At 39.9% G+C, this 12,615-nt stretch carries 15 protein-coding genes; 10 read left to right on the top strand and 5 right to left on the bottom strand.

What is annotated here, in order from left to right; genetic code table 11:
• Positions 1 to 66 precede the first annotated feature (66 nt).
• Complete coding sequence (locus ACWIUE_RS02445) at positions 67 to 1,137, top strand: glycosyltransferase family 10 domain-containing protein (protein ID WP_454134564.1); 1,071 nt, start codon at positions 67 to 69, stop codon at positions 1,135 to 1,137.
• Here the strand turns inward: ACWIUE_RS02445 and ACWIUE_RS02440 are convergent.
• Genes ACWIUE_RS02440 through ACWIUE_RS02430 form a run of 3 tightly spaced genes read right to left on the bottom strand, consistent with a single transcriptional unit; the run spans position 1,117 to position 4,168 of the window.
• Complete coding sequence (locus ACWIUE_RS02440; RefSeq protein ID WP_454134562.1) at positions 1,117 to 1,245, bottom strand: hypothetical protein; 129 nt, start codon at positions 1,243 to 1,245, stop codon at positions 1,117 to 1,119. The genes ACWIUE_RS02445 and ACWIUE_RS02440 overlap by 21 nt on opposite strands.
• Positions 1,242 to 3,059, bottom strand: a complete 1,818-nt coding sequence (locus ACWIUE_RS02435; RefSeq protein WP_454134560.1) for a hypothetical protein — start codon at positions 3,057 to 3,059, stop codon at positions 1,242 to 1,244. Before ACWIUE_RS02435 ends, ACWIUE_RS02440 begins: the two co-directional genes overlap by 4 nt.
• A 14-nt stretch (positions 3,060 to 3,073) precedes the next feature.
• On the bottom strand, positions 3,074 to 4,168 hold the full coding sequence (locus tag ACWIUE_RS02430; RefSeq protein WP_454134558.1) for a glycosyltransferase: 1,095 nt from the start codon (positions 4,166 to 4,168) through the stop codon (positions 3,074 to 3,076).
• Between ACWIUE_RS02430 and ACWIUE_RS02425 the strand changes: the two genes are divergently transcribed.
• From ACWIUE_RS02425 to ACWIUE_RS02415, 3 genes are all read left to right on the top strand, one after another.
• Positions 4,098 to 4,385, top strand: coding sequence for a hypothetical protein (locus ACWIUE_RS02425; protein WP_454134556.1), 288 nt, complete (start codon positions 4,098 to 4,100; stop codon positions 4,383 to 4,385). The genes ACWIUE_RS02430 and ACWIUE_RS02425 overlap by 71 nt on opposite strands.
• A 36-nt stretch (positions 4,386 to 4,421) precedes the next feature.
• Positions 4,422 to 4,568: a hypothetical protein gene (locus ACWIUE_RS02420; protein ID WP_454134555.1), complete on the top strand. Its 147-nt coding sequence runs from the start codon at positions 4,422 to 4,424 to the stop codon at positions 4,566 to 4,568.
• Between the two features lie 127 nt (positions 4,569 to 4,695).
• Positions 4,696 to 5,523: an FkbM family methyltransferase gene (locus ACWIUE_RS02415; protein WP_454134969.1), complete on the top strand. Its 828-nt coding sequence runs from the start codon at positions 4,696 to 4,698 to the stop codon at positions 5,521 to 5,523.
• A 126-nt stretch (positions 5,524 to 5,649) separates the two neighbouring features.
• On the opposite strand, the gene ACWIUE_RS02410 is transcribed toward ACWIUE_RS02415, so the two are convergent.
• A complete protein-coding gene (locus ACWIUE_RS02410; RefSeq protein ID WP_454134554.1) occupies positions 5,650 to 7,737 on the bottom strand; it encodes a hypothetical protein in 2,088 nt (695 codons plus the stop codon).
• Here ACWIUE_RS02410 and ACWIUE_RS02405 point away from each other — a divergent pair.
• On the top strand, positions 7,724 to 7,861 hold the full coding sequence (locus tag ACWIUE_RS02405; RefSeq protein WP_454134553.1) for a hypothetical protein: 138 nt from the start codon (positions 7,724 to 7,726) through the stop codon (positions 7,859 to 7,861). The two genes, ACWIUE_RS02410 and ACWIUE_RS02405, sit on opposite strands and share 14 nt — an antisense overlap.
• A 90-nt stretch (positions 7,862 to 7,951) precedes the next feature.
• On the opposite strand, the gene ACWIUE_RS02400 is transcribed toward ACWIUE_RS02405, so the two are convergent.
• A complete protein-coding gene (locus tag ACWIUE_RS02400) occupies positions 7,952 to 8,653 on the bottom strand; it encodes a DedA family protein (protein ID WP_454134551.1) in 702 nt (233 codons plus the stop codon).
• 72 nt (positions 8,654 to 8,725) lie between these two features.
• Here ACWIUE_RS02400 and ACWIUE_RS02395 point away from each other — a divergent pair, with 72 nt between their 5' ends.
• From ACWIUE_RS02395 to nusB, 5 genes are read left to right on the top strand one after another with little or no spacing between them, the layout of a single operon-like run.
• Positions 8,726 to 9,583, top strand: coding sequence for an OmpA/MotB family protein (locus ACWIUE_RS02395; protein WP_454134550.1), 858 nt, complete (start codon positions 8,726 to 8,728; stop codon positions 9,581 to 9,583).
• Positions 9,584 to 9,594: 11 nt separating this feature from the next.
• Positions 9,595 to 10,275, top strand: coding sequence for a carbonic anhydrase (locus tag ACWIUE_RS02390; protein WP_454134548.1), 681 nt, complete (start codon positions 9,595 to 9,597; stop codon positions 10,273 to 10,275).
• Positions 10,271 to 11,104 carry a 3-deoxy-8-phosphooctulonate synthase gene (kdsA, locus tag ACWIUE_RS02385; protein ID WP_454134968.1) on the top strand — a complete coding sequence of 278 codons (834 nt, stop codon included), beginning with the start codon at positions 10,271 to 10,273 and terminating at the stop codon, positions 11,102 to 11,104. The genes ACWIUE_RS02390 and kdsA overlap by 5 nt, the downstream gene beginning before the upstream one ends.
• Before the next feature lie 16 nt (positions 11,105 to 11,120).
• Entirely contained in the window at positions 11,121 to 11,585 is a 465-nt protein-coding gene (gene ribH / locus ACWIUE_RS02380; RefSeq protein ID WP_454134547.1) for a 6,7-dimethyl-8-ribityllumazine synthase, read from the top strand.
• An 8-nt stretch (positions 11,586 to 11,593) separates the two neighbouring features.
• Positions 11,594 to 12,283 carry a transcription antitermination factor NusB gene (nusB, locus tag ACWIUE_RS02375; protein ID WP_454134545.1) on the top strand — a complete coding sequence of 230 codons (690 nt, stop codon included), beginning with the start codon at positions 11,594 to 11,596 and terminating at the stop codon, positions 12,281 to 12,283.
• Positions 12,284 to 12,615: the final 332 nt, after the last annotated feature.

Genomic DNA, 12,615 nt, shown 5'->3' with positions numbered 1-12,615 from the left:
GCGATTTTTTTATAATTTTTTATAATTTTTTTGTGGAATTTAGATTCTGCTAAATATGGAGTTAGTATGAAATGGGAAGCAGGGCAGGACTTTATCGATAGATTGCGGTTTGGGTTGATTAGCAAGGATAAATATAGGCGATTTAGGGCGGGGGTTCGCATCGCGCTTGGCAGTGCAAAATCTAGCGATTATCGCGATATTTGCGCCACTCACAGCATTTATGGCAAAATCTACTATCCATTTTATAATCTATCCGCACAAATGGGGGGGGGGGGAATCGCCCTTTATAACGAATTTGGCGAGAAGTTAGAAGTCTTTTTTATCCGCGATATTCATAACTCAAACGCCGGACTAATACGCTCACGGCGCATTGTGTGGGATAATTACGACTTTGGATTAAAGAGGCATTTTTACACGGGGCATTCAATGCTGCAAACGATGGGACGCCCTACAAATCGCTACGGCGCACTTGTAGAATCTGAAAGTATCGTCCCTAGCGAATATAAGATTTTTGAAAAGCATAAGGGATTAGAGAGAGATTTTGATTTGATTTTCACTTATAGCGCAAGGATTTTGGATACGCTGCCAAATGCTCGTTTTGTGCCATTTGTGGCGCAAATTTGGAATGAAGATTCTATCGCCCCTGACTTGCATACCAAAAAGAGCAAAAATATAAGTTTTTTGAGTAGCGATAAGATTATGTGCGAACTTCATAAATTTCGCCTTGATTTGGCGTTGCGGTGCAAACGCGAAAATCTCTGCGATACTTTTGGGCGATTTGACGGCGGTGAGTATGTGAAAAATATCAGCGATACGCTCAATGACTACCGATTTACCATTTGTTTGGAAAACGACATAAGCCCATATTATTTCTCCGAGCGACTTACTAGCGCACTTGCAGCGCAAACTATCCCCATTTATTTGGGTGCAACGGAGATTGATAAGTTTTTCAATAATGAAGGCATTATCCAAATCACCACAAAAAGCGACATTAAAGAAGTCCTAAAACAATGCACACCGCAAGAATATGAGCGCAGACTCCCAGCAGTGTTAGATAACTACAAACGCGTAATGGAGCAATACACAAGCAAAACAGATTATTTATGGGATAATTATTTAGGGAAAATAATGGCGTAGATTCTGCGAATAGCAGAATCTGGCGCAGAATCTAGCACAATTTTTGCAAAATCTAATTGCAGAAATCGCAGAATCTAGCGCAATGTTTGCAAATTCGCAGAATCTCAATATTCCACCAGCGCGTAATAATCGCTCTCCCCAAGATACTTTGCATCGCTCAAAAATGCGCTATATCGCCTAAATTCGCTCTTTGGAAGCAAAATATAAAAACTCCCCTCCTTTGCCTTTAAATCCACCGCAAACGCCTCAAACTGCCCATCTTTGAGATGCTCTCCAAAACTATAATGTTTATAGTATTTCCGCTCAAACGCCGGCACATAGGCGATTAACTGATTGTTTGTTAGCAAAAGTTTCGCGCCATTATTTTTAAACACATTTAAAACAAGCGCATTTGTCGCCTCACCGCCTATTTTCATTTTTCGCTTATATTCGCCTTTTATGACTCGCTCTTCGCTAAAATGCGCCACAATCAAACCGCCCACCACAAAAATCACAAAAATCGCCCCAATTTTTTTATACAAAAATGGCAAAATCCTCAAAATCACCTCAAAATAATAAATCATTATCGCGCTAATTGCAATCATCATCAAAGGCAGTCCGCCTTGCAAATTCCGCAAATCATAACTCAAATGCGTCCCCCAAAAGACAAAATACAAAATCGAAGCAACACCCAAAAATCCAAAAATTCTATTTTTTATCCCAAGTGCCAAAATGCAAAGGCAAAAGAGTTGCGCGAACTTCTTATAGCGCGAAATCGCTTCATCAAATCGCTCAAAATATCCCTTGCCAAGGTAGATTCTATGCCAAGTGTATTCAATATTTGTGGCGGGAGTGTTTAAAATGATTTTTTTATAAAGTGCGATAATCACCCAAGGTGCGAGAAAAGCGATGATGATAAAAATATTTAATATGATATTTTTGCCAATTTTGCGAAAAAATATTACTAACAAAAGCACATAAATCCCGCACCAAAATAACCCGCTTTGCTTGATTTCCGCGCTAATCCCAGCGGCAAAACTACCTAACAACAAAAATAAATTTGCGCTAGATTCTGCGAAATTTATATGATTCGCAGAATCTATGACAGAATTTGCGCTAGATTCTGCGTTTTGCGCTAAATTCGCAGAATCTGCGTTTTTTAACAGCGCATTTGCTTCAATCAAAAGCAACGCAGAGATTAAAATCATCATCGCCACGGGCATATCCACATATCCTACATAAAATTCCCCGCTCCACCGAAAAAATGTCATATAAATCATCACGCAAAGTGCAATGCCAAAGCAATTTGTGTTTAAAAAATTAGCACCAAAAATCTCGCTATCTTTTAAAATAAACAAACTTGCCACCGCCCACACAAACATAAAATACCAATAAATCGCCACGCCGACGCCCTGAAAAGTCGATATTTGCGAACTTGCCACATATCCAAGTGACAAAAGCATTGGATAAAGTTGCGAGTAACCGCCCTCATTTAGGACAAATCGCCCCCTTGCCCACTCGCTTCCCCACCTATCCCACGAGACCACCGCATCCCACGCCCAAAAAATATCCGCCTTAAAAACTTTATTTAAAAAATAAAGTGCGATTAAAATGCTGATTGCAAATAAGATTTTTTCAAATCTTGTGCCTTTTTGCAAAATCTCATTTGGATTGATATTTGCGTAGATTCTGCGCCAAAATAAATATAAAAATGCTAAAATTTCTAACGCAAAAATGCCAAGCACCACAAATTGCGTATAAAGTTTAGCGGCGACTAGCGCATAAATTAGCATAAAATTAACACACAAACTAATCACAAAACTAAACACAATAAAAAATGCCACGCTAAAAAAGCGAATTTTTTTCGCCCTTTCAAGCACACCAAAAATAATACCACCAGGCAAAAACACCGCACTAAAAAATGACAAAATCGCAAAAATCATAATTCCTCCCTTTTTTAATCTAAAAATTTTGCCCTAAGTCTAAAAATAAAAAATCTCTGCACTAAAAAACTAATGGCAAAGATTCCTGCCTCGCAAAATGGTTTTACCAAAATCTCGCTAATCCCGCTATGCGCGCTAAAAATAGCGATACTTTTCATAGAGATTAGCATTAAAATAATCGTTAGCATTACATAAGATAGCATTTCAACCCACATATTGCCCTTGCTTTTAAAGACAAATTTTTTCCCAACGATGAAATTAAAACTCCCCGCAACAATACGTCCGCAAACCATCGCCCAAAGCAAAGAAAATCCCACCACAAAGCAAAACACAAACACCACATAATCAATTAGCGCGGTTAAAAGCGAGTTTCCAATATGCCGAAGTAAAACGCAATAAATACTCAAACTATCAAAGATTGGATTAAAATGCGAACTTGCATTATTGTCAATATAAATGGTTTTGATTGGGATTTGCAGGATTTTCACATCGCTATTTGCCGCCAAAATCAGCATTTGCATCTCAAACTCATATCCATTTTGCGGTAAGGAAAGCAAATTTTTGGCAAATGGAATATTAAATGCGCGAAGTCCGCTTTGCGTGTCTTTTATGTGTTTGCCAAAAAGTATTTTAAATGCGAGTGCTGTAAGTTTATTGCCAAATTTTGAGCGAAATGGCGTTTTAGATTCTGCGCTAAAACTTCGCACGCCGATGGCAAAATCCGCATTATTTGCCAAAAATTTATCGCGCAAATTTAGCACATCTTTGATACTATGCTGCAAATCGCAATCCATTGTGATAATGCAAGAAGCATTTGGAAAAGCATTTATCGCATAATTTATGCCGTTTTTTAGTGCCGCACCTTTGCCTAAATTTATCGCATTTTTTAGCACAATCGCAGAATCTAGCGTATTAAAAACGCAATCAAACGCACTTGGCGAACCATCATTTATAACAATCACAATAAAATTATATTTTTTCAAAGTGGAAGCAAGGGCGATTAACTCTTTGCTTGGTTTGTATGCTGGGATTAGCGCGATGGCGGAATATAGATTAGATTCTGCGATTTTTGCGAGGCGAGATTCTGCGATTTTTGTGGGAAATGGCACAGATTCTGCGATTTTTGCGAGGCGAGATTCTGCGATTTTTGCGGGAAATGGCGCAGATTCTGCGATTTTCGCAGAATCTAAATTGTTTTTTGTGATTTTCGCAGAATCTAAAATCCGCGAATGCTTATTCTGCCCCCCCCCTATTTGTCATTTTAAAATTCATACTTTTGCTCCAAATAAAAAATGCAAAATTCTAGCAAAAAATTTTAATATTTGATAAAATTTCGCACTAAATTTTACAAAAAGGATAAATATGAAGTTTTTTTATATCAAGCGAAGTGAAGGCAACATCGCGCGAAATAGCGCATACGAAGCAAAATTATATTTTTTTGGAATCCCGCTAATTTCTAGATTGCAAATAGGGGGGGGGCAGAAAGGGAAAAGTTGCATTTTGCTATAAAATCTTTGGCATTTCAGTTTTTAAAAAACTCTCACGCAAAACTTTTTGCTTAACACACTCTCTAAATAGCGATATTGGCGAATACATCGCCACAAATGACAAAATCAAAGAGCATATTTTGCGATTGGTGGCAAACTTGTCATCGCAAGATAGAGATTTTATCATCCGCCAAATTGCTCGCATTTTAGAGACACACAAATCGCAAAATCCAATCATCTCAAATCTCACACAAGATGAAATCAAAGATTTGACAAAAATTTATTGGGAATTTTTCCAAAATATTTTTAAGATTAGCGAAAATCTCTATTATTACAGCGGATATTTTCTGCCAATCAACCACTTTGAAATTAGCGTATTTTGGCATAAGCACAATCTTTTGAGACTTAAAAAGCAGACTTTGGAGGCGATGAGAAGCAAGGATTTTATCGATGTGGGCGGATTTATCGGCGATAGTGCGATTATATTTGAGAGGGAATTTTGCGATAAAAATATTTATTGCTTTGAACCCGCGAAAATAAATTTTAACTTAATACAGCAAACCATCGCGCTAAATAATTCAACGCGAATAATCCCCATAAACAAAGGTCTTGGCGCAGAATCTACGGAGATGACGATAAATATCGCAGGGTCAAGTTCAAGCATTTGCTTTGAAAGCGATAGCAAAGAAAGTATCGAAATTACCACGCTAGATGAGTTTGTAAGAGATAGGCAAATCGAAGTTGGATTTATAAAAGTGGATATTGAGGGATTTGAAATGGAGTTTTTAAATGGTGCGAAAGAGACGATTGCCACGCAAAAACCAGCGATGTTAATTAGCATTTATCATCAAGCAAAAGATTATTTTGAGATAAAACCGCTGATTGAACGCTGGGATTTGGGATATAAATTTAAGATTTGCAAGGGAAGTGATTTTAGTTTGGTCGCCGAAACCGTGCTTTTGTGCGAGATTTTGTAGATTCTGCGTTTTTGCAGAATCTCGTGAGGGATTTCGCAGATTCTGCGTTTTTTGCAGAATCTCGTGTGGGATTTTAGATTCTGCGAAATGATTTAAATTCGCAGAATCTTAGACTTTTACTTTGGTTCAATCAATTTTCTCCCAATTTTGCGGATTGTAAATATCGCCCCTAACTTTCCAAACCGCCTCTTTTGCGTATTTATCTTTTGGATTTTTATTGCCTTGAAAATATTTGGGATGAAAATGCACCACTTCCCTATTTTGCGGATAATTTTTCAGCGGATTTGGCGGGACTTTTTCACATCCGCCAATATATTCGCAAATCAAACTTGCCACATCGCTATTTATCATTAAACGCGAATCACTTTTCATTTCGCCCCTAGCGTGCGGATTTTTCACTAGTAGCAAAGTATCGGTGTAATATCCGGGGAAATTATTCCCTGCGATTTTTAACTGCGGATATGAATCCGCCCTCCCGTGGTCACTCACAATAACAATCATCGTCCTATCATAAATGCCTAAATCTTTTAATTTGTCGATAAATCGCCCAATCTCACGCATCGCACACACTTCGGAGTTATATTTCCCCCAAAACATTTTTGGGATTAAATCCCTGTATTTTTGCGGTAATTTCGCCTTTGGATAGAGAGTGGGTAGGCAAGAGATATCATCCACCACAAAACTATCGTGCGTTAGTCCGCTTGCGATAAATTTTAGCGTTGATTTATTTGCCCCAAGTGTGACATTATCGATGATTGTGCCAAGTTGCGAAATGTGGTGCGTAGCGAGATTTAGCGAGTGTGAGGATGCTCTAACCTCACCAAAGTGAATGCGCCACCTCGCTTCCTCAACTAACAAAATTCGTGTGCGAAGCGAATATGGCGCATTTCGAAAAATCCCATAAGATAGCAAAGCATCCACATTCAAATCCGCCTTAATCTCCGCCAAAATATCCGCCAAAGCGAAATTATGCGTTTTTTCAAATGCGGTTTTGTAGTAATGATTATTTGTTTTCATCGAAAAATTTGGATTTGCGAGATTTTTGGTGATATTTGCTTCATTCACCGCATAAATATCAAAATCCACGCGAAATCCCTTTTGCAAAAAATTAGAAGCGATATTTATGATGGCACTATCCCTCTCACTCTCCAAATCCGCCACGCCACGCGCATTTATTTGATACGAACTAAAATAGTCCCCACCAAAAACGCTAGGCAAAGAAGTATGCGTAAAACTCGATGCGGTCGTGGTATTATCGTAATAAATAAATCCATCAAGCATCGTTAGCAATGCAGGATTTTCCTCTTGCAAAATCTTAAAATGCGACCCAGTGAAGGCATCTAACATAAATACGATAATATTTAAATCATCTTTTGAAAATGCAGAAAAATGCGGATTTGGATTTTGCAGATTCGCAGAATCTGCGGGATTTTTGGAGTTAGATTCTGCGATTTTTGAGGCGTTTTGCGCTAATAAAATTTGCGATAATGAAATAAATGACAGCACCACAATGCTTAAAAACATAATTTTTATCCCTTTTAAAAATATATGCTTTGCAAAATATAGCACCAAAAACATCGCCACACAGGACAAAATTCCAATTGCCAAATCGATGAATTTATTATTTTTATGATAAATTTTGCTAGTATCTAAAAACATCATTTGCTCCATCGCTCCGTAATCGCCTACCAGCACGAAGCAATAAATAAATCCAATGCTTAAAACCACGCAAAATGCGAATGTGCCGAGTTTCAAAAGTCTTGTTTTGTAGAAAAAACTCGTGGCGTAGATGAAAATCCCGCTTGTTAGGATGAAAAATCCCGCTAGCGCGCATAAAGTCGAGGTCGTCTGCGTGGCGTCAAACTGCGTCACATCGCTTGCATACAGCGCAAATGGCGAGAAAACGCAGATTAAAAAGCAAATATTTAAAATCGCAAAGATGGAAATATCGCGGTAAGTTTTGTAGTCTTTGTCGCTAAAATCGCCGTGCGATGGGAAAATCGCGCGAATTAGATTGCGTGGGAATTTGGGGAATTTGTGGTTTGGGGGAGATTCTGCGGATTTTTGGGGAGATTCTGCGAAATTCGTGCGAAACGCAGAATTTCGTGTAAAATTTGAAGTTTTAGCAGAATCTAGCGCAGAATCTGCGGGATTTTTACGATTAGATTCTGCGAATTTGATTTGATTGGATTGCCACGATTTGGCATTCGCCAAATCTCGCAATGACGAAGTGGGGTTAGATTCTGCGTTTTTCGCAGAATCTGCCTTATTTAGCGCGGCGCGCCGCTCTCTCTCTCTCTCTCTCTCTCTCGTTGCGTTTTATCGAAAATCTCTTTGAAAATCTCATCGAAAGTCTAAAAAATCTCATCAAAAAATCCTTAAAAATTAAAGCAAAATTATAGCAAAAATCTCTAAACACACTTCATAATCACGCATTTTTCTCCACCGAATCTCGCCCCATCGAATCACTTCCAGCTTTGCGCTTAAAATAAACATACACCGCTAAAATCCCAACCGCACTAATCAGCGTGAAAATCACCGCTTGTGTCACATAGCCCTTGATTTGCGCTTCTTGCGGACTTAAAGTTTTGCTTGTAAAAGTGTGGATAATCTCGCTAATCTCCATCCCCGCGCTAAAAATCCCGCCAATGTAATATCCTAAAATCGTTAAAATAATCACCCAAATCCCCGCACCTAGCGAAGTATAAAAGCAAAATTTTGGCAAATTCATTTTTGCAAGTCCCGCAGGGAGTGAGATATATTGCCGCACCGCAGGGATTAGTCGCCCGATAAATGTGCTAATCTCCCCGTGTGCTTTGAAAAATGCCTCCATTTGATTCATCGTTTTTTCGCTAAAAAAGAAGTATTTGCCAAATTTTAGCACGAAGATTCGCCCAAATTTTAGCGCAAGATAGTAATTAAACAGCGCACCAGCAAGCGAGCCTAAAACCCCCATAAGCACCGCGATTATCGCATTCATCTCGCCTTTATACGCCAAATATCCCGCAGGTATCATCACTACTTCGGATGGGAAGGGGAAAAAACTTGACTCTAAAAACATCATCGCAAAAATGCCAAAATATCCCAGCTGCCCTACAATATCGACTATAAAATTCACAATTTCGCCCATTTTTTGCCTTTATAAATTTAAAATTTTAAGTTATAATTTTACACGAATTTTTTTAAAAATAAAGGGGCGATTTTGGCGAGAAAAAAGGTAGCACCACCACCAAAGCCGGGCGGACTCCCGCTGTGGCTAGGGACTTTTGGCGATTTGATGAGTTTGCTTTTGACATTTTTTATTTTGCTTCTCTCAATGGCGACTTTTGATAAAGAAAAGGTGCAACAAGCGATTGGCTCGGTGCAGGGGGCATTAAGCATTTTGGAGCACGGAGTGGAGACGGAAATCACCCCGCCAAATCCCATTCAGGCACTGCCCTTGCAGACTGAGAGCAATAAAATCGAAGTGCTAAATGTCTTTGCAAGTCTTATGAATGAATACAGCGAAATGAGCGAGATTAGCGATGGTCCGGGCATTGATTTAGAAGAATCTGATGATGGATTTATCTTGCGAATCCCTGATGATTTGCTCTTTGCAAGTGGGGGCGTGGAGATTGTAAATCCTAGTGGGCGGGTATTTTTAGAGCGAGTGGCGTTAGAAATTGAGCGATTTAGGGATATTTTAGCTTTGCGAATCATCGGCAACACGGATAATGCGCCATTTCGCGCAGGGAGTGCGATGGATAATTGGGACTTATCAAACAAGCGCGCTTTAAGCGTGGCAAACGCGCTTTTGTCGCTTAAAATCCCATCAAATATTATGCAAATTGGCGGTGATGCGGACTTTAATCCCGTAGCGGATAATGCCACACCGCAAGGACGCGCGAAAAATCGCCGTGTGGATTTGCATTTTAGCGTGGTGGGCGATGTGAGCGACAAAGAGCAAAAGGCAAATGAGATTATAAAAAATTTAGATTCAGCGAATATTGGGGCGCAAAGCGCAGAATCTAATGCGAATCAAAACTCCGAATCTAAAATCACAGAATCCACCAAAAATTAAAGGCAAACGAGTTGAGAGAGCTATTTGAAGGGGCGATAAAGTTTCAAGAAGAGAGCTTTTTAGCGCACAAAAAACTTTATGAAAATTTAGGCAAAAAGCAAAATCCACACACGCTTTTTATCAGCTGCGTGGATTCGCGTCTCGTGCCAAATCTCATCACAAACACTCTGCCCGGCGACTTGTTTGTCGTGCGAAATGTCGGCAATATTATCCCGCCTTATACCGATAATAACGCGATGCGTAGCGGATATTTGGCGACTACGAGCGCGATTGAGTATGCTTTGAGTATTTTGAAAATCAAAAATATCATAATTTGCGGACATAGCAACTGCGGGGCGTGTATTGCGGCGTTGCGCGATTTGAAGCGATTAGATTCTACGCCGTATGTCAAAAAGTGGTTAGAGTTGCTAAACCCCGTAAAAGAGCGCGTAAAGGCACTAAATCCGCAGTCCTTTTCAAAAGAAGTGTGGCTGTGTGAGCAAATCAATGTCGAATATCAGTTAGAAAACCTTATGACTTACCCATTTGTCGAAGAGAAGTTTGACGCGGGCGAGCTAAATATTTATGGGTGGTATTATATCATCGAAACGGGCGAGATTTTAAACTACAATATGATAAAGCGTGAATTTCGCCCCATAACCTGCGCCAAAATCGCAGAATCCAAAGGCGCAATCTTAAAAAATAAGGATTAAAATGAAAAAAATGCAAAAAAACAAAATGATAGTTATGGCTGGACCTTGCGTGGTTGAGAGCGTTGATGGACTAAAAATTATCGCGGAGGATTTGCGCGAATTGTCACAAAATCCGCGAATCGACTTTTATTTCAAAGCAAGTTTTGATAAGGCAAATCGCACAAGTTTGGAGAATTTTCGCGGAATCGGCATTGATGCGGGTTTGGAGGCTTTGGCACAAATCAAAAAAGAATTTGGCTACAAAATCATAACCGACATTCACGAGCCTTCACAAGTCGCAAAAGTCGCGCAGGTGGCGGACATTTTGCAAATACCCGCGCTTCTTTGTCGCCAAACGGATTTGATTGTGGAAGCCGCAAAGAGCGACAAAATCGTAAATATCAAAAAAGGGCAGTTTGTAAATCCGCGCGATATGCAATATGCGGTTTTAAAGGCACTAAAAACGCGCGATTCATCGCTAAAAAATGCGACTTATGAAGCGTCAAAAAAATTAGGCGTTTGGCTTACAGAGCGTGGCAGTAGCTTTGGCTATGGAAATTTAGTCGTGGATATGCGAGGTTTGGCTATAATGCGCGAGTTTGCACCTACTATTTTTGATATGACACATAGCATTCAAATGCCCGGCGGGGCGAATGGCAAAAGTAGCGGTGAGAGAGAGTTTGCGCCCATTTTGGCTAGGGCTGCGGCTGCTGTGGGGGTTGATGGATTTTTTGCCGAAGTGCATAATGATGCGCAAAATGCGTTAAGCGATGGCGCAAATATGCTTGATAGCAAAAAAATCGGCGATTTAGCAACGCAACTTTTAAAAATCGCCGATTCAATAAACTAAAATGAAAGGACAAAAAATGACAACTTTTGAAGGAAATTTACAACTAAATGGTAGCGAAAAAGTCGCAATCATCGCATCGCGTTTCAATCATCTTATCGTAGATAGGTTGGTTGAGGGCGCGATGGATAGTTTTAAGCGACACGGCGGAAATGTGGATAATCTAAATGTGATTCTTGCGCCCGGTGCGTATGAATTGCCGTTCGTGCTAAATCGCATTTTAAAGCAGGACGAATATGATGGCATTTGTTGCGTGGGGGCGGTGATTCGCGGGGCTACGCCACATTTTGATTATGTGAGCGCGGAGGCGACAAAGGGCATTGCAAATGCCACGCTAAAATACGATGCGTGCGTGAGTTTCGGACTTTTGACGACAAATAGCATTGAGCAAGCGATTGAGCGTGCAGGGACAAAAGTCGGCAACAAGGGCTTTGAAGCGATGAACGCGCTTATTGAGCTAATGAATCTTTATAGCAAAATGTAAGGCGCGTTATGGCGACTAGAACTCACGCGCGCCAAATGGTTGTCGAGCTTTTGTATGCGCTATCGATGGGCAATGAGCGCATTTTTGACTTTGCCGATTCGCTTTTGAGTGCAAAAAAGATTCGCAACACACAAGCGGACTTTGCAAAGGGCTTGTTTAGTGGCGTGGTGGCGCATTTAGCGCAGATTGATAGTATCATAAATGCAAACCTAAAAAGCTGGGAGTTAAAGCGACTAGGGGCGATTGATAAGTGCATTTTAAGGCTTGGCGTTTATGAAATCCTAAAAGGCGAGATTGACGCGCCTGTGGCGATAAATGAAGCCATTGAAATCGCTAAAATCTTGGGAGATGAGCGGACGGGGGGATTTGTCAATGGCGTGTTGGATGCCGTGCGCAAGGGCGATTTTGATTTAGAAAAAGGCGTGGAGAGTGTGGTGGAGCCTAAAAGTGTAGAATCTACGCCAAAAAATACAGATTCAGCGAGAAAATGGGATTTTATGCAAAAGGGTAAAGATTCTACAACTCGCACTAGCAAAAAGCGAAATTTTACAGATTCAGCGAAAAATTGGGATTTTGCTAAAAAACGCAAGACAGATTCTACGAAAAAATACAAAAGAGATTCAGCAAAAAAGGCAAACTTCACACCTAAAAACCAAACAAAAAAATCCTACGCAAAAAAGCCCCCAAAATCACGCTAGATTCTGTGAATTGCAGAATATAAAAATATTTGTCATACTGAGCGAAGCGAAGTATCCAAATAGGATTTACTAAATTGCGTATTTTTTTAATTTTGCTAACGCAAAATTTTACTAGATTGCCACGAAGTCGCCCTTAAAAGTGCGATTTCTCGCAATGACGATTAGAGATTTTTCGCTCGTTTCACTCGCTCAAAATGACAAGTGAAACACAAAAACAATCGAAGTAATGGCGGTAGTGCTTTTGTATTTGTAAGAATTTTTGGGATTGAGACTAGACTAATGGTCTGCGAAATCCCAAAAATTCTTACAAGTGCGAAATTGCATACCCCAGA

This window comes from Helicobacter sp. 23-1045, assembly GCF_053654655.1.
Note: the sequence above shows the minus strand (reverse complement) of the source record. Positions and strands in the feature narration are given on the sequence as shown.